Raw genomic sequence first — 17,183 nt, 5'->3', positions numbered from 1 at the left:
ACGAGTTAAGGGAAATCATACCAATGGCAGCTAAAGACGTAAAATTCGGTAACGACGCTCGCATCAAAATGCTACGCGGCGTAAACATTCTTGCTGATGCAGTAAAAGTGACCCTGGGCCCGAAAGGCCGTAACGTAGTTCTGGACAAGTCTTTCGGCTCTCCAACTATCACCAAAGATGGTGTTTCAGTTGCGCGTGAGATCGAACTGGAAGACAAGTTCGAGAACATGGGTGCGCAGATGGTTAAAGAAGTTGCCTCTAAAGCGAACGACGCTGCGGGTGACGGTACCACTACTGCAACTGTATTGGCGCAATCCATTATCACTGAAGGCCTGAAAGCAGTTGCGGCCGGCATGAACCCAATGGACCTGAAACGCGGTATCGACAAAGCAGTTATCGCTGCGGTTGAAGAGTTGAAAAAACTGTCTGTACCTTGCTCTGATTCTAAAGCAATTGCTCAGGTAGGGACCATCTCTGCAAACTCAGACTCAACTGTGGGTGAGCTGATTGCACAAGCGATGGAAAAAGTCGGTAAAGAAGGCGTTATCACCGTTGAAGAAGGTTCAGGTCTGCAAGACGAGCTGGACGTTGTAGAAGGTATGCAGTTCGACCGTGGCTACCTCTCTCCTTACTTCATCAATAAACCAGAAACTGGTTCTATTGAACTTGAAAGCCCATTCATCCTGCTGGCTGACAAGAAAATCTCTAACATCCGCGAAATGCTGCCAGTTCTGGAAGCCGTAGCGAAAGCGGGTAAACCACTGCTGATCATTGCTGAAGATGTTGAAGGCGAAGCTCTGGCAACTCTGGTGGTTAACACCATGCGCGGTATTGTTAAAGTTGCCGCTGTTAAAGCACCAGGTTTCGGCGATCGTCGTAAAGCCATGCTGCAAGATATCGCTACCCTGACTGCGGGTACCGTTATTTCTGAAGAGATCGGTCTGGAACTGGAAAAAACCACTCTGGAAGATCTGGGTCAGGCGAAACGTGTTGTTATCAATAAAGACACCACTATCATCATCGATGGCGTAGGCGACGAAGCGACTATTCAGGGCCGTGTTGCTCAGATCCGTGCTCAAATCGAAGAAGCGACTTCTGACTACGACAAAGAAAAACTGCAAGAGCGTGTCGCTAAACTGGCTGGCGGCGTTGCCGTTATCAAAGTTGGCGCCGCAACTGAAGTTGAAATGAAAGAGAAAAAAGCGCGCGTTGAAGATGCTCTGCACGCAACTCGTGCTGCGGTAGAAGAAGGCGTGGTTGCTGGTGGTGGTGTAGCGCTGATCCGCGCCGCTCATGCTCTGGCTAATCTGAAAGGCGACAACGAAGACCAGAACGTTGGTATTAAAGTTGCTCTGCGTGCGATGGAATCTCCACTGCGTCAGATCGTGGTTAACGCCGGTGAAGAAGCTTCTGTTATCGCAAATAAAGTTAAAGCGGGCAAAGATAGCTTCGGTTACAACGCTTACACTGAAGAATACGGCGACATGATCGCGATGGGTATCCTGGATCCAACTAAAGTGACTCGTTCTGCTCTGCAGTACGCAGCCTCTATTGCTGGCCTGATGATCACCACCGAGTGCATGATCACTGACCTGCCACGTGATGACAAAGGTGCTGATATGGGCGCTGGCGGCATGGGTGGTATGGGTGGTATGGGCGGCATGATGTAATGCCCCAACCCTATAGCTTCATTGATTGCTGATTAAGCTATAAACCTAAAGCGAGTGGGGTAACCTGCTCGCTTTTTTTATGGAAATAAAAACCGGCTACACATCCACTCCTGTCATAACCTTGCCTGGTTCGTGCTTTATACTCAGCTTTTTCTGATTCAAATTTCGTAACTAAACGCGCTAAAAGCGCTTTTATTTCATTCAGTGTGATGATTACAGGACTTTTTATTATCTTCGTTGCTGATTTAATGTGTAAACTGTTCATTATTAGCCATCAGTCTCGACATCGGGTACCTGGATAATTTCGGCAACGGATGCCTAAGCGGCAGCGGTGCTTTCTGGTAATCTTTAGCGTGATTCTCAACTTCGAATGGGGAAAAAAATGCGGATTAAAGTGTTACTTGGTCTTTCAGCAGCGCTGTTGCTGGCAGGCTGTAGCTCCACTAACCAATTGAGTTCGGCGGGCGAGCAAGTGAAGTTCTCCGATACCAAACCGGGTAGTGAATGTCAGTTGGTTGGGCAGGTGACAGGTACTCAGAGCAATTGGATCTCAAGTGGTGAAAGTAGCTCTATGCGTGGTGCAGCAAATGACCTACGCAATAAAGCAGCGGCGATGGGGGGCAATGTTATCTATGGCGCAACCAGCCCGAGCGAAACCTTCTTATCAAGCTTTGCACCGCTAGACAGCAAGATGGTCGGCGAAGTTTACAAGTGCCCTTGATATCAGAAGCTCGCAGGTAAATGAATCGGGGGATGCCTTGGCATCCCTTGTTGTTTTCTCTGCCGATTATTCATCCTGCATCAACCGGAGGTCCAGTGGCGTTTTGCTCGGCTGCCCCCCGATTTCTCGTGCCAGACGTGGTACCAAATAACCCGATACGCGGCTGAGTAACCCTTTCATTAACTGCCGGGCTTCATCATCATCGACCATAAAATGAGCCGCACCTTGTACTTTATCCAGCACATGGATGTAGTAGGGCAGGATACCCGCATCAAACAAGGCGTTACTTAATGTCGCCAAGACCTCGTCATCATCATTGACCCCACGTAGCAACACGCTCTGGTTCAGTAGCGTCACACCCGCCCGCTTGAGCTGTGCCATACTGTCTCGTAATAACGCGTCAATTTCATTGGCGTGGTTGATATGTGTCACCATCAGCACCTGTAATCGTGAATCACTCAGGCGCTGACATAGCTCCGCGGTAATACGTGCGGGGATAACAACCGGCAAGCGAGTATGAATCCGCAGCCGTTTGATGTGGGAAATACTTTCAATTTCATCTAATAGCCAGCTAAGCTCACTATCTTTTGCCATTAACGGATCGCCGCCCGAAAAAATGATTTCGTCCAGTTCAGGATGTTGGCGAACATAGTCCAGCGCCTGACGCCAATTAGCTTTGTTGCCTTGGTTATCCTGATAAGGGAAATGACGGCGGAAACAATAGCGGCAATTAACGGCACAGCCGCCCTTAACCAGTAATAGCGCGCGGTTGCGGTATTTGTGCAATAAGCCGGGGACAACACTGCGCTGCTCATCAAGCGGGTCGTTGGTAAAACCGGGAGCGGCAATAAACTCTTCCCGCGCGGTGAGCACTTGAAGCAGTAAAGGGTCTGATGGGTTTCCCGGTTGCATACGCGCAACGAATGCTCGGGGCACTCTTAAGGGGAATAAACGACGCGCAGCAGTACCTTGTTGCAGGTTAGGATGTTCATTTAACTGCAGAATTCTTAGCAATTCGTCCGGATCAGTAATTACATCGGCGAGTTGTTGCAACCAATCTTCTCTAATTGGCATGTTTCGGGTTACAATACTTGCCATTTTTTAGGCTTACTACCAGTTTCTTGAGGACCATCATGGCCAGTTATTATAGCAACGATTTTCGTCCCGGTCTTAAAATCATGTTCGAGGGCGAGCCTTATGCAGTTGAGTCCAGCGAGTTCGTAAAACCAGGCAAAGGCCAGGCTTTTGCTCGTGTTAAGATGCGCCGTCTGCTGACTGGCGGGCGCGTTGAAAAGACTTTCAAATCAACCGATTCTCTGGAAGGCGCTGACGTTAACGATCTGAACCTGACTTACCTGTACAACGACGGTGAGTTCTGGCACTTCATGAATAATGAGACTTACGAACAACTGCAAGCCGATGCTAAAGCCATTGGTGATAATGCTAAGTGGTTGATTGACCAAGCTGAATGTATCGTAACTCTGTGGAATGGTCAGCCTATTTCTGTGACCCCACCAAACTTTATTGAACTCGAAATTGTTGACACTGACCCAGGCCTGAAAGGTGATACTGCCGGTACGGGTGGTAAGCCAGCAACGCTGAGCACCGGTGCAGTGGTCAAAGTGCCACTATTCGTACAGGTTGGCGAAGTCATCAAAGTTGATACTCGCTCTGGCGAATACGTTTCTCGCGTTAAGTAAGCCAGCACCGTAAAGCTGTGCGAAAGTTACGCTGAGAATGAAAGAAAACCGCTTAATCGGCGGTTTTCTGCTATCTGGGGTTAGCTATCCATTACAGCAATTTAAGTCAGAAAAAGTGCAATGCTATTTTTTTGACTATCCTTATAGAGCGTATAGATAATTTCATACCATAAGGATCTTCTATAATGTTGAAGAAAAGCATCGCCATTATTTTCTCATTGTTAGTTATCTCTTCATTGAGCGCCTGCAATACCACCAAAGGTGTGGGTAAAGATGTTCAAAGCGCGGGTAGTGCTATTGAACGCAGTGCTGAATAGACTGCAAGTTGCATTGTTATCGGCGGCAATTGTCGCCGGCTTTATTTTTGATTGAGCATAATATTGAAGCTTATTATTTAGAGTGATAACGTATCACCCTTACTTATCGGCTGCCTGGGACGACCCGGCACGCATCTGTTTTTTTCGGGGACGACCCCGCCTGAGCGAGGTGGTTACCATGGCTTGGATTATTCTGGTTATTGCAGGTTTGTTAGAAGTGATTTGGGCTATCGGCCTGAAATATTCCCATGGTTTTACGCGTCTGACACCCAGTATTGTTACTCTGGTCGCCATGGCAGCCAGTGTCTTCTTATTGGCCTATGCCATGAAAACACTCCCAGCAGGCACGGCTTATGCGGTCTGGACCGGTATTGGTGCAGTGGGAACCGCTATTCTAGGCATTGTGCTACTAGGGGAATCGGCCAGCTTGGCGCGCATATTTAGTCTGGGGCTTATTTTAGCCGGAATTATCGGGCTGAAGCTGGCTTCATAAATTATAGGGGAGGGATCTCCCCTTGTTTAACCCATATCAACTCTTCCACCGGGAAACCATAATGCTGCGCGACAGACACCAAACGATCGCGGGTTTGGTTATCAATCGTCGGCGTGCGGGATAATATCCACAGATATTCCCGGTTAGGGCCAGCAATCAACGCATGTTGATATTCATCATCTAAATCAATGACATTATAGCCGCCATAAAATGGACCAAAGAAAGAGACTTTCAGTGAGGCTTGTTGCGGAGAACCAATAAAATAGGCTTTGCCGATACTCTCCTGCCATTGCTGTTTCTTCGCGTTATAACCCCGATTAATAACTTTTACACCGCCATCATCACGGGGTGAGTAATTAGCAGTGACATTATTTAATCCGCGCTCAAAGGAATGGTCCAGTCGGGCAATTTCATACCAGGTGCCGAGATAGCGGGGTAGTTGGAAGTTATCGACGATTTTCACGTCTTTTGGCGGCGTGACACCACAAGCGACAGAAAGCAACGTTGCTGTTATTACGGATAATTTTGACCACAGACGCATCTGTATTCCTTAGTATTTCAGTTATTAGTCTGTAACTGAGAATAGCTATCACTTATAAAAGAGGCAAATGGATGAATCTGAGTTATTGGTGGAACGTGATATTAGCAGAATAAGTATTAGCGGGATAAGTTGTTGGTGGTAGAAAAAAACGGCCCGGCATAAGCACGGGCCGCTGATAGGGTGTGGGCAATTACAGTGTCAGAACACCGATGATAGCGACCACACTCAGAATGGCAGCCAGGCCATAGAATACCCATTTCCCGGCGGGGACGTGGATATTCAAATCATGCATGGCGTGGTGGATGCGATGTAAACCACACCACAGTGGCAGAATAATCATCAGCAGCAGGAATACCCGGCCAATGAAACTCTGACAAAATGCCAGCACGCGCTCATAGCTTAATGCTTCTCCTGGGAAGGCACCCAGTGGCAGCAAAATAGCAACCAACAGAATAACTGCAGGTGCAATAATGGCACTCCACATGCCGCCGGCACCGAACAGACCCCAGAAGATAGGTTCATCGGAGCGCTTAGGGACTTGATTCATCTTGTTCTCCTCCGGGTTAGAGTAAGGCAACGGCCAGAATAATCGCGGTAGCCACGATAGTCACAACCCACAGCGCCTTGATAACTGGCTCTGGACCCATTTTTTCGTCTTTAACAATAATATTGGCGGCCTTTGGTGCCAGTTCAAACCAAGTTTTGGTATGTAACACAGCGGCCAATAACGTAATGATATTGATCAGTAGCACCAGCGGATTTTGCAGGAATCCAACAAAGCCTTCCCACCCTGCTGGGCCACTTTTCAGTGCGAACACTCCGTAAATCAACAGAATACTGAACCAGACTGTGGGTACGGAAGTGCCTTCACGCAACATATAAAAGCGATAAAAACCGAGCTGTTGCCACCAGTTCGGGGCCATGGTACGGACGTAAGCTTTACGTTTAGTAGTCATTACTGTTTCCCCTCCCTTATTGTGGTTTCAGCATGGCGATCATGAAGTCTTTTGCACTCTCAACCTTGCCTTGCTGGATAGCAGCTGCAGGGTCAACGTGCTTAGGACAAACTTCAGAACAGTAGCCAACAAAGGTACAACTCCAGACACCATTTTTGCCGTTAAGCGGTGGCATACGCTCTTTCTTACCGTGATCACGGTTATCCAGATTGTAACGGTGAGCCAGAGTGATGGCTGCTGGGCCAATAAACTCAGGATTCAGACCAAACTGCGGGCAGGCGGCATAGCACAGGCCACAGTTAATACAGCCAGAGAACTGGTGGTATTTCGCCATTTGGGCCGGAGTCTGCTTATTCGGACCGTCTTTAGGTTTACGCTCATTGCCAATGATATAAGGTTTGATGGCTTCCAGACTTTCAATAAAGTGAGTCATATCAACCACTAAATCGCGCTCGATTGGGAAGTTACCCAGCGCCTCAACCTTCATCCCACCGGTATATTCGCGCAGGAAAGTCTTACAGGCGAGTTTTGGCACTTTGTTGACCATCATGCCGCACGAGCCACAAATGGCCATCCGGCAAGACCAGCGATAAGACAGATCTGGTGCCAGGTTATCTTTGATATACCCCAACGCATCCAGCAGAGAGGTCTGCTCATCGTAAGGCACTTCAAAGGTTTCGAAGTGAGGTTCGCTATCACGTTCCGGGTTATAGCGCATGACTTCCATTTTCAGGAGTTTCATATCAGTCATTCGCCTGCTCCTTATCCTTTAAATCTTTTGCATCTTTGGCATCTTGGGCGGTAGCTTCACCACCATAAACGCGTTTTGCCGGGGCCAGCTTGGTAATTTTTACGTCGCTGTATTCAAGGCGTGGTGCGCCGCCAGGGGTATGGAAGGCCAGCGTGTGTTTGAGGAAGTTCACATCATCACGTTCGGTGCAGCCTTCATCCAGACGTTGGTGCGCCCCGCGGGATTCTCTACGATTCAGTGCAGAGTGGGCCATACATTCGGCCACATCTAAACCATAACCCAGCTCAATGGTATAGAGCAGGTCGGTATTGAAAACACTGGAGTTATCGGTGATTTTCACGCGTTTGAAGCGCTCTTTCAGCTCAGCCAGCTTATCCACGGTCTTCTGCATCAGTTCCGGTGTGCGGTAAATGCCACAACCTTCTTCCATTGATAAGCCCATTTCATCACGGATTTTAGACCAGTTTTCAGTGCCTTCCTGTTTCATCAGGTTGCTCAGGCGAGTTTCCACATCACGGGCCTGTGCATCCAGCGCACTGCCATTGGCAGGGTTGCTTTCCATGGCGCGCTGAGCAGCTTGTTCGCCAGCAAGACGGCCAAAGACCACCAGTTCTGCCAGTGAGTTGGAGCCCAGACGGTTTGCGCCGTGCAGGCCAACAGAAGAACATTCACCAACAGCGAACAGCCCTTTGATTCGGGTTTCACACTGCTGGTTGGTTTCGATGCCGCCCATGGTGTAATGCGCGGTTGGGCGCACCGGGATTGGCTCTTTAACCGGATCAACACCGACATAAGCTTTTGCCAATTCACAGATGAATGGCAGGCGCTCAAGCAGTTTTTTCTCGCCCAAGTGGCGTAAGTCCAGATAGACCACATCACCACGCGGCGTGGCGATAGTGCGGCCAGCACGCCATTCATGCCAGAAGGCTTGCGATACTTTATCGCGCGGGCCGAGTTCCATGTATTTGTTCTTTGGCTCGCCGAGCGGGGTTTCTGGCCCCATGCCGTAATCCTGCAAATAACGGTAGCCATCTTTGTTGACCAGAATACCGCCCTCACCACGACAACCTTCGGTCATCAAGATGCCTGAACCCGGTAAGCCGGTAGGGTGATATTGCACAAATTCCATGTCACGCAGTGGCACGCCGTGGTGGAAAGCCATCCCCATACCATCACCGGTAACAATACCGCCGTTGGTGTTATAACGATAAACCCGACCTGCGCCGCCAGTGGCCATGACCACAGCATTGGCACGGATTTGTACCCGAGTGCCTTCCATCATATTCATGGCAACAACACCACGAGCCTGACCATCATCTACCAGAATATCCAGCACAAAATGCTCATCAAATCGTTGAATTTGTGGGTATTTTAAAGAGGTCTGGAACAGGGTGTGTAGCATGTGGAAGCCGGTTTTATCTGCTGCAAACCAGGTCCGTTCAATTTTCATTCCGCCGAAACGACGGACGTTAACAGAACCATCTGGCTTACGGCTCCATGGGCAGCCCCAAATTTCCAACTGTGCCATTTCTTCCGGGCAGCTATGGACAAAGTGGTCCACAACATCTTGTTCGCATAACCAGTCGCCACCGGCTACGGTATCGTGGAAATGGTAGTCAAAGGTATCGTGGTCCTGTGTGACAGCAGCTGATCCCCCTTCGGCAGCCACAGTATGGCTACGCATTGGGTATACTTTCGAGATCAGAGCAATCTTCAGCTGAGGGTTGGCTTCCGCTGCGGCTATTGCTGCACGTAAACCAGCTCCCCCGGCCCCGATAATGGCAAGATCGGCGTTAAAGGTTTGCACTGCGCTTCTCCATTGTTCAAGTGAAATACCGTCATACTTCAAGCTACATGTGTGTTGGCTGCTTTCGTTTACCCGAATCATTGACTGCCTGTTGACCTTAAAATAGATAGGCTCATCGGGACTCACTCAATAGCCGCTTTCCTGCAACTCGAATTATTTTTGGTATATATAATTAAAATTTATATATATTTTTAAAATTATTATCCCGCTAACTTATTAGTCAGCGACCAGAATGATGATATTAAGAATAGCTATTTCTTACTTTTTACATGGGAATAATTATACCCAATGCTAAGTGGTAGAAATTTGATGTGATCGATTGTTTTGTTTTATTTGAACTACCTCAAGGGCATTACTAGCAAAAACGTGATCCCAGACAGGATATGCTGGGCAAAAGTCTTTTTCACAGAGTGAAATGCTGAATTCGAGGGGGAAATCTGGCAGATGAGTGACAGATTTGTCTGAGTGAGTAGATGCGAGTAGACTGCACCCCCTGTTTGATTTCGGAGTTAACCACCATGAGCGAAACGGCAAGCTGGCAGCCGAGTGCACCCATCGCCAATTTGTTGAAGCGCGCAGCAATAATGGCAGAGATCCGGCGCTTTTTTGCCGATCGTGGCGTATTAGAAGTTGAAACGCCCACCATGAGCCAAGCGACAGTGACGGACATCCATTTAGTCCCATTCCAAACCCGGTTTGTTGGCCCGGGCGCTGCCGATGGTTTGACGCTGTACATGATGACCAGTCCGGAATATCACATGAAGCGCCTGTTGGCAGCGGGTAGCGGCTCTATCTATCAATTGGGGCGCAGTTTCCGCAATGAAGAAGCTGGCCGTCATCACAATCCTGAATTCACTATGCTGGAATGGTATCGCCCGCATTATGATATGTATCGTCTGATGGATGAGGTTGATGATCTGCTGCAACAAATTCTGGATTGCGATAGCTCAGAAAGGCTTTCTTATCAGCAGGCATTCTTGCGTCATTTGGATATTGACCCTCTGTCAGCGGATAAAGTGCAATTGCGCGAAGCCGCGGCCAAACTGGATTTAAGCAATATTGCCGATACAGAAGAAGATCGCGATACGCTGCTGCAATTGCTGTTCACCGTTGGGGTTGAACCCCATATTGGCCGTGATAAACCGGCTTTTGTCTATCACTTCCCGGCGTCGCAGGCTTCTCTTGCTGTGATCAGCACAGAAGATCACCGCGTGGCAGAACGCTTTGAGGTTTACTTTAAAGGTATTGAGCTGGCGAATGGTTTCCATGAGCTGACTGACGGCGATGAGCAATTGAAACGTTTTGAGCAAGATAATCGCAGCCGCGAAAAACGGGGTTTGCCACAACATCCCATTGATATGAATCTGATTGATGCCCTGAAGCACGGTTTACCGGATTGTTCTGGCGTGGCATTAGGGGTTGATCGTTTGGTGATGTTGGCGCTGGGGGCGGAAAGGCTGAGTGATGTTATTGCCTTCCCGGTCGATATTGCCTAATTCCTCTTCGTCCTTGGCGCCGCAGCGGTGTTAAAAGAAATGCCCTGACCTGTGAAGGCTCAGGGTATTTCAGACTGCTGACAAACCTCGACGACTCGATCTCAGGAGGTGAGGACAGGCAGAAGAGTAAAGCGTCCGCGCCAGGGATGGCGCGGCTCGAGCCTACATGGATGTATTTACGGCGTCTTTACGATCTGCCTGTTTTCACCGCAGCGAGCACTTTATCATTAACCTCAAATGCCCTGACCTGTGAAGGCTCAGGGCATTTTTGTGTCTTACTCACTGATTTATCTTACAAACTACCCGGTGTGCGGCTACGATTCGAAGAAACCACACGCCCACGTCCCAGTGTTTCCAAACGGGCCTGGAAAGGTGGGAACGGCAGAGTAATACCGTGCTCGCGGTAACCCGCCAGAATCAGCTGGTGGATCTCATGGCGCAGTGGCATACGGTGGCCCATCTCAGCGGCATAGATACGCAGCTCGAAAATCTGGATCCCTTGCTGGAGATCGACCAAATAGACCTCCGGTGGCGGGTTATCCAATACCAACGTACAGCGACGCGCGGCGGTCAGTAATACCTCCGTCACTTCCTCACTGCTGGTTTCTGCTGGAGCCGGTACAGTTAGCACTACACGGGTAATGGAATCCGACAGTGACCAGTTAATAAATTGCTCAGTGATAAAGGCCTTATTCGGCACGATAATTTCTTTGCGGTCCCAGTCAGAGATAGTGGTCGCGCGGGTATTGATTTTGGTGACGCTACCGGTGAGATCACGGATGGTCACGGTATCTCCGATACGGATCGGTTTCTCAAACAAGATGATCAAGCCAGAGACAAAGTTAGCGAAAATCTCCTGCAAACCAAAGCCTAACCCCAAACCCAGTGCGGCAACCAGCCATTGGAATTTTGCCCATTCAATCCCTAACATTGAGAAGCCAAGTAAGCTACCGAACAGGATTAACAGATACTTGGTGATAGTCGAAATGGCATAGCCTGTTCCCGGCGTGAGATCCAAATGCTGTAACAGCGCCAGTTCCAGCAGCGCAGGGAGGTTACGCACCAGTTGGGTAGTCACAATCATCACCAAAATGGCGATCAATAATGATCCCATGGTGATCGCCTGTACCGACTCAATACCATTGATCGTCGATGACACATCCCACAGCCGAATGTTTTCCAGGAAACCGAAAGCCGAGTGAATCTCAGACCACAGCACGATCACTGAAACCAACGCGATCATGGTCAGAATGGATCGCACTAGCCGCAGAGACTGGGCGCTGATCACATCCAGATCAATTACCGGCTCTTCTACATCAATGGAACCTTCGGTGCTGTTATTGTGCGGCGTATCATCCTCGCCACGGGCGCGTTGCGCCAGAATATCGGCACGTCGCTGCTTGGCACGATCAAAGGCAATGCGGCGGCGCTGAATCAGCATCCAGCGGCGAATAATATGGTAAACCACCAACAAGAAGAACCAGATAGCAACCGAGGTCTCCAGACGTGCCAACAGTGCCTGTGATGTGGTGAGATAACCCAGCGCAGACGCTAATGCGGCAATCAATGGCGCGGACAGCAGCAGCCCCCACAGCGCCACATTAACGATATTCTCGCCAGAACCTTTCTTATCCAGATAGAGAGGAATCCCGGCCCGCTTCAAGCTGTTGGTCACCAAACTCAAGGCGATACATAGCAAAATAAAGCATAACCGGCCCAGTGTGCCGGCGAATTCACGGTCGTTATAATTCTCGAAGGTAATCAGTGCCATCATCAGCGGGATAATTAACCACACTGACATACGATAGAAGCGCATTGCCCGCCCGACTTGGGTCGGTGACCAGCGGAAATGGGTAATAAACAGGCCATGTGGGTGGGCAAATGAAGCACTTATCATAAATACCCACAGCACCGGTACGGTCGCGGTAACGGCATTCCCAATGGCAATTGCCATCGGATACGACCAGGCATTTTGCAATCCATAACCGACCGCGGCCCATAAAACTGGTAGCGGCAGTGCCATCAAAATCGACCAGAACACAGTACGTAGCGTCAGGGAAAAATGGTCTTGTGTCACTTTGCCTACACGGCTGCTGGCGCGTTCAAGGAAGGCATGATAGTGGCGGCGAGAGCTGATACTGAAACCAACAAACAGTAGCGCACCAATAATTGGTAGCAATGTCTCCTGATTAGTCATCATCATCACGAAGGCCCCACTCAACTGCGCCAGCGTATCCAGCGACAATAAGCGGGTAAGATCATGAGCGACATTCACTGGATAGGAGAGTGAAATCGGGCTGACATCCGCGACCCAAAACAGGTAACGGTGTGTGGCCTCACGCACTTCACTTAAAGCATCCACTAACTGGCTGTTAGCCACTTTCAGCTTGGTCAATTCAAGAATCTGGGTGTCATAACCGGAGAGCAGAGAGTTCAATAATTCACGCTGCGTACGCCACTGGGCATCCAGAATCCGCTGCTGTTCGGTGGTGAGTGGCGTGCCATCATCTTGAGTTAATTTGACATTTTGCTGCTGTAACTTCTCGAGCATGTCCTCATATTGCAGGCGCTGTACCCGTAACTGGGCCATATCGCGGTCCAATTGCTGAGATTTTGGTACATCCGGCAACCTGGAAACCTGCGCGCGGAGTGCTTCACCTAATGCGGTTGAAACCCCTAGCCACTGGGCCTGCTCACGAATGGTGCTGAGTGCCTGTCGGACTTGCTGGGTCTGTGAGACAGCCTGACGTTGCTGCGAGGAAATAAGATCGATGCGCTGCGCTTGCTGATTCAGTGCTTGAGACAACTCACGGTTTATCTGTAACTGCTGAGTAATCGACGCCGGTAAATCGCCACCTTGCTCGGCCAGTAGCTCTGTTCGCTCAAGTGCTTGTTCTGCGGCCTGTTGGCGCTGATTATTTAGGGTATTACGCAATGCCTGAAGCTGGGTATCGACCCGCTCCTGACGCTTTTTGTAGAGTTCGGCCCGTAGCCGTGATAATTCCTGGCGATTATTGGCGGAAAGCTGGGAAAGCTCCAGCTCATTGACTTTCGCTTTGCGCGCCACGGCCTCAGCTTGCAATAACGCCAGTTGAGCTTGCGCGGCTGGCGTGGTTGGGCCGCTCTGCGCCTGCAAGCGCGAGCTGATTTCTGTCAGAATTCGTCGCGCTTCTGATTGCTGTTGTGGCAGTTGATTGAGTGACTCACTGATTTCGCGGGCGCGATCTTGTTCTTGCTGTGACAGACGGCTCAGCTCTAACAACTGGCTGCTGATTTGCAGCACCTGCTGTTCCAGCTCGGATGTGGACATATTGTTAGGCACCGGCAGAGGTTTATCCCCTTCCTGTGCTAACTGTTGGCGTAGTTCGCGGGTCAGCTTGGGAAAATCATCAATGGCTTTTTGATACTGCTGAGCGCGGATATCAGATTCTTTCGCATCCGCCAGCCAACTAAGAGCCCCTTGCAGCGCCTGAACAATTTCTGCCTGATTTGCCATCCCTTTATTGGCTTCAGCCTGTTTCAACTCTTGCCTGAGCTGTTCTTCATTCGGCTGAGTTGCCGCATGCAGCGGCAGGGATAACAACATGATAAACGACAGTAGCAGGCCAAAAGGCAGTAATTTGCTTAAAGGCCAGGAAATCATTGGACGCAAGTAAGGGCTCCTTAACATCAATTATGCCTTAAGCCGAAGGCTAGCACGGCGGAGTAACAGGGACGGCTTCGGCAAGGACTTCACCCATGCGGGTCACCGAACCGCTGTTTAACTGTGGCGCTAAATATACTTTGCCTTCAGCAAACAGGTTAATCACCGTCGAGCCTAATTTAAAGCGGCCCATTTCTTGCCCTTTCTCCAGTGCTATCGCACCTTCAGCCCCTGCTTGTGGGTAGGTCCAGCGGCGAATAACACCTTCGCGTGGTGGCGTAATGGTGCCAGCCCAGACAGTTTCTATGCTGCCAACGATAGTAGCACCCACTAAAATTTGGGCCATCGGGCCAAAGGCGGTATCAAAGATACAAATAACGCGCTCATTACGGGCGAACAGGTTGGGAACATTCGCTGCGGTCAATGGATTGACCGAGAATAAATCACCCGGAACATAAATCATTTCACGCAACACACCATCACACGGCATATGCACCCGGTGATAGTCGCGAGGGGCCAGATAGGTAGTGACAAACTGACCATTCTGGAACTCGGCAGCGAGCATATAGTTACCTGCCAGCAAAGCTTCCACACTGTAGTCGTGGCCTTTTGCTTGCAAGATTTGCCCATCATGAATGGTACCCAACTGACTGATAGCACCATCAGCAGGTTGAGCTAATAGATTTTCCTCAGCAACAACTGGGCGCGCACCGGCACGTAGCGGGCGCACAAAGAATTCGTTAAATGTGCGATAAGCAGAGAATTCAGGATCTTGTGCTTCTTTCATATCGACTTTGTAGTAGCGGGCAAACGCCTTGATAACCAGTTGTGTCAACCAGCCAGCTTGCTTATCCGCACCCCAGCCAGCCAAGCGGGTCAGGCCTTGTTTGGGGAGTAAATATTGTAATCTGATCTTGATACTGTCCAGCACGTAGACCTCTTGGGTTTGCTATGAGCTATAAAAACTATGAGCTATAAAAATTAGGGGGCGCATTGTATCTATGCGCCACGATGTAAGTCATTAAGTATAGAATTTGAAAACCGTTATAAAGACATCACTTTTCGTCGCTATCTGATGTCTTGCGAGGTTTTGCCTGTTCCATACTTTCCAGAATCCGATGGTAATTATCAAAGCGCTCTTCGGCAATTTTGCCTTGCTCCACCGCCTCGCGTAGCGCACAACCGGGATCGTTGGTGTGGCTACAATCGCGGAATTTGCAATGGCCAAGATAATCACGGAATTCGACAAATCCTTGGGTGATTTGTTCCGGAGCCAGATGCCAGAGGCCGAATTCACGAACGCCCGGTGAATCAATCACATCACCACCATGCTGGAAATGATACAAACGAGCGGCGGTGGTGGTGTGTTGGCCCAAACCTGAGTTGTCCGAAACGGTATTCACCAGAATTTCGTTATCCGTTGGCGGTAACAGCGCATTGAGTAGGCTGGATTTACCGACACCAGATTGACCGGCAAAGATACTTATCCGCCCAGCCAACGCCTGTTCAAAGGCTTCCATCCCTTCACGGGTCTGGCTGGAAACTTCCAATACGTTGTAGCCAATACGGCGATAGATATCCATCATGCCGTCAACGAATTTGCGGCCATCAGCATCCAGTAAATCGATTTTATTCAGTACGATTAACGGCTCGACATCCAATGTTTCACAGGCCACCAGATAGCGGTCGATAATATTGAGAGAAAGTTCGGGTAAGATCGCCGAAACGATGACGATCTGATCAATATTCGCCGCGATCGGTTTCACGCCGTCATAGAGATCAGGGCGCGTCAGAACTGATGTTCGCTCATGAACGGCTTCGACGATACCTTTAACCCGCACGCCTTCCTGCGCTTGCAGGCCGGGACGCCAGACCACGCGGTCACCGGTAACCAGTGACTTGATGGTGCGACGGATATTACAACGGTGCTGAACACCATCGGCGGCTTCGACATCAGCATGCTGACCGAAACGACTGATTACGATACCTTCTTGCGCATCGCCAAGCTGAGAGTCATCTAACTCAGGTTTTCTATCAGTGCGTAGCCGGCGCTGATGGTTGGCCTGCACACGGCGTTGTTGACCTTTGGACAGTTTATTCTTGCTCACTGCGCCTCACTTGAATCTGCATTTATACTCTTCATACTTGAAGCCTCAGAATGGTTAGCTGCGACCCCACTTACGTTGGGTATGTCGCTGGTTGCGACCAAAAAGGCTATGATACACATTATTTTATCAATAAACCGTTTGTTCGGTAGTCTCCCCAGCTAACAGGCAGGAAATATCATGGCAGAAAATCAAAATAATCTGATCTGGATCGATCTGGAAATGACCGGTCTTGATCCTGAAAGGGATCGGATCATCGAGATCGCTACGCTGGTCACCGATGCTAATTTGAATATCCTGGCAGAAGGCCCGGTGTTGGCTGTCCATCAATCTGATGAGCAGCTTGGGCTAATGGATGAGTGGAATGTGCGCACTCATACTGGCAGTGGTTTGGTCGAGCGGGTCAAAGCCAGCCCGTTTAATGATCATGATGCTGAATTGCAAACCATTGAGTTTCTAAAGCAGTGGGTTCCGGCTGGCACTTCGCCTATCTGTGGTAACAGTGTGGGTCAAGATCGCCGCTTCCTGTTCCGTTATATGCCCGAGTTGGAAGCATACTTCCATTACCGCTATCTGGATGTCAGCACCTTGAAAGAGCTGGCACGCCGCTGGAAACCCGAGATTTTGGCCGGTTTTAAAAAGCAAAATACTCATCAGGCACTGGATGATATTCGCGAGTCCGTGGCTGAGCTGGCCTACTACCGCGAACATTTTATTCAAAAATAATTAACCGGTGCTGGTAAAAACAGCATATTGTTGTTTTAATCGGCACTTAAACCAAAAAATGATTTTTTTGCTTTCAGGGGCTTGCGGCAAAACGGATTTCTCGTATAATGCGCACCCCGTACCGATGAAGAATTTGCAAGCAAGCGCAAACAGATTCAGTACCGGAAATTATGACCCAGAGCGGGAATAGCTCAGTTGGTAGAGCACGACCTTGCCAAGGTCGGGGTCGCGAGTTCGAGTCTCGTTTCCCGCTCCAA

General features: G+C 49.5%; 17 protein-coding genes, 1 tRNA gene and 1 pseudogene. 9 read left to right on the top strand and 10 right to left on the bottom strand.

Features of this window, described 5'->3' with window-relative positions; translation table 11 throughout:
- Window positions 1-23 precede the first annotated feature (23 nt).
- Window positions 24-1,670, top strand: coding sequence for a chaperonin GroEL (gene groL, locus QSV56_RS18750; RefSeq protein ID WP_019080728.1), 1,647 nt, complete (start codon window positions 24-26; stop codon window positions 1,668-1,670).
- A 37-nt stretch (window positions 1,671-1,707) separates the two neighbouring features.
- Here the strand turns inward: groL and QSV56_RS18745 are convergent, their stop codons facing one another.
- Window positions 1,708-1,935, bottom strand: coding sequence for a hypothetical protein (locus tag QSV56_RS18745; protein ID WP_019084268.1), 228 nt, complete (start codon window positions 1,933-1,935; stop codon window positions 1,708-1,710).
- A gap of 117 nt (window positions 1,936-2,052) precedes the next feature.
- Between QSV56_RS18745 and QSV56_RS18740 the strand changes: the two genes are divergently transcribed.
- Window positions 2,053-2,391, top strand: a complete 339-nt coding sequence (locus QSV56_RS18740; RefSeq protein WP_005175566.1) for a DUF4156 domain-containing protein — start codon at window positions 2,053-2,055, stop codon at window positions 2,389-2,391.
- A gap of 66 nt (window positions 2,392-2,457) precedes the next feature.
- Here QSV56_RS18740 and epmB read toward each other — a convergent pair whose 3' ends face one another.
- Complete coding sequence (gene epmB, locus QSV56_RS18735; RefSeq protein WP_046051723.1) at window positions 2,458-3,489, bottom strand: EF-P beta-lysylation protein EpmB; 1,032 nt, start codon at window positions 3,487-3,489, stop codon at window positions 2,458-2,460.
- Window positions 3,490-3,524: 35 nt separating this feature from the next.
- Between epmB and efp the strand changes: the two genes are divergently transcribed.
- From efp to sugE, 3 genes are all read left to right on the top strand, one after another.
- Window positions 3,525-4,091, top strand: coding sequence for an elongation factor P (gene efp, locus QSV56_RS18730; protein WP_005156473.1), 567 nt, complete (start codon window positions 3,525-3,527; stop codon window positions 4,089-4,091).
- Between the two features lie 185 nt (window positions 4,092-4,276).
- Complete coding sequence (locus QSV56_RS18725; RefSeq protein ID WP_004392446.1) at window positions 4,277-4,408, top strand: entericidin A/B family lipoprotein; 132 nt, start codon at window positions 4,277-4,279, stop codon at window positions 4,406-4,408.
- A 178-nt stretch (window positions 4,409-4,586) separates the two neighbouring features.
- Window positions 4,587-4,901 (top strand): quaternary ammonium compound efflux SMR transporter SugE, encoded by a 315-nt coding sequence (gene sugE, locus QSV56_RS18720; protein ID WP_046051722.1) that lies wholly within the window; start codon window positions 4,587-4,589, stop codon window positions 4,899-4,901.
- Between the two features lies 1 nt (window position 4,902).
- On the opposite strand, the gene blc is transcribed toward sugE, so the two are convergent.
- The 5 genes from blc to frdA all read right to left on the bottom strand — a co-directional run bounded on the left by blc (window position 4,903) and on the right by frdA (window position 8,956).
- Window positions 4,903-5,442 (bottom strand): outer membrane lipoprotein Blc, encoded by a 540-nt coding sequence (blc, locus tag QSV56_RS18715; RefSeq protein WP_019084267.1) that lies wholly within the window; start codon window positions 5,440-5,442, stop codon window positions 4,903-4,905.
- A gap of 190 nt (window positions 5,443-5,632) precedes the next feature.
- The gene (gene frdD / locus QSV56_RS18710) at window positions 5,633-5,989 is read right to left on the bottom strand and encodes a fumarate reductase subunit FrdD (RefSeq protein WP_005175559.1); all 357 of its coding nucleotides are present in this window, start codon (window positions 5,987-5,989) and stop codon (window positions 5,633-5,635) included.
- A gap of 16 nt (window positions 5,990-6,005) precedes the next feature.
- The gene (gene frdC / locus QSV56_RS18705; protein WP_005175556.1) at window positions 6,006-6,398 is read right to left on the bottom strand and encodes a fumarate reductase subunit FrdC; all 393 of its coding nucleotides are present in this window, start codon (window positions 6,396-6,398) and stop codon (window positions 6,006-6,008) included.
- 16 nt (window positions 6,399-6,414) lie between these two features.
- The gene (locus tag QSV56_RS18700) at window positions 6,415-7,149 is read right to left on the bottom strand and encodes a succinate dehydrogenase/fumarate reductase iron-sulfur subunit (RefSeq protein WP_301213260.1); all 735 of its coding nucleotides are present in this window, start codon (window positions 7,147-7,149) and stop codon (window positions 6,415-6,417) included.
- Window positions 7,142-8,956 (bottom strand): fumarate reductase (quinol) flavoprotein subunit, encoded by a 1,815-nt coding sequence (gene frdA, locus QSV56_RS18695; RefSeq protein WP_046695517.1) that lies wholly within the window; start codon window positions 8,954-8,956, stop codon window positions 7,142-7,144. The genes QSV56_RS18700 and frdA overlap by 8 nt, the downstream gene beginning before the upstream one ends.
- 518 nt (window positions 8,957-9,474) lie before the next feature.
- Between frdA and epmA the strand changes: the two genes are divergently transcribed.
- Both epmA and QSV56_RS22000 read left to right on the top strand, forming a co-directional pair.
- Window positions 9,475-10,452: an elongation factor P--(R)-beta-lysine ligase gene (epmA, locus tag QSV56_RS18690; RefSeq protein WP_050131036.1), complete on the top strand. Its 978-nt coding sequence runs from the start codon at window positions 9,475-9,477 to the stop codon at window positions 10,450-10,452.
- Window positions 10,453-10,618: 166 nt separating this feature from the next.
- Window positions 10,619-10,687: pseudogene (locus QSV56_RS22000) on the top strand (gluconate 5-dehydrogenase); the annotation flags it as partial.
- A gap of 57 nt (window positions 10,688-10,744) precedes the next feature.
- Here the strand turns inward: QSV56_RS22000 and mscM are convergent.
- The 3 genes from mscM to rsgA all read right to left on the bottom strand — a co-directional run bounded on the left by mscM (window position 10,745) and on the right by rsgA (window position 16,203).
- Entirely contained in the window at window positions 10,745-14,104 is a 3,360-nt protein-coding gene (gene mscM / locus QSV56_RS18685) for a miniconductance mechanosensitive channel MscM (RefSeq protein WP_050334810.1), read from the bottom strand.
- Between the two features lie 40 nt (window positions 14,105-14,144).
- Window positions 14,145-15,026, bottom strand: a complete 882-nt coding sequence (asd, locus tag QSV56_RS18680; RefSeq protein ID WP_019084265.1) for an archaetidylserine decarboxylase — start codon at window positions 15,024-15,026, stop codon at window positions 14,145-14,147.
- Between the two features lie 124 nt (window positions 15,027-15,150).
- Window positions 15,151-16,203: a small ribosomal subunit biogenesis GTPase RsgA gene (gene rsgA / locus QSV56_RS18675; RefSeq protein ID WP_011815419.1), complete on the bottom strand. Its 1,053-nt coding sequence runs from the start codon at window positions 16,201-16,203 to the stop codon at window positions 15,151-15,153.
- A 177-nt stretch (window positions 16,204-16,380) separates the two neighbouring features.
- Here rsgA and orn point away from each other — a divergent pair, with 177 nt between their 5' ends.
- Window positions 16,381-16,926, top strand: a complete 546-nt coding sequence (gene orn, locus QSV56_RS18670; RefSeq protein ID WP_011815420.1) for an oligoribonuclease — start codon at window positions 16,381-16,383, stop codon at window positions 16,924-16,926.
- 180 nt (window positions 16,927-17,106) lie between these two features.
- Window positions 17,107-17,182 (top strand) — tRNA-Gly (locus QSV56_RS18665).
- The last annotated feature ends 1 nt before the right edge of the window (window position 17,183 follow it).

Source organism: Yersinia sp. 22-579 (genome assembly GCF_030433455.1).
In the GTDB taxonomy this organism is placed as follows: domain Bacteria; phylum Pseudomonadota; class Gammaproteobacteria; order Enterobacterales; family Enterobacteriaceae; genus Yersinia; species Yersinia enterocolitica.
Note: the sequence above shows the minus strand (reverse complement) of the source record. Positions and strands in the feature narration are given on the sequence as shown.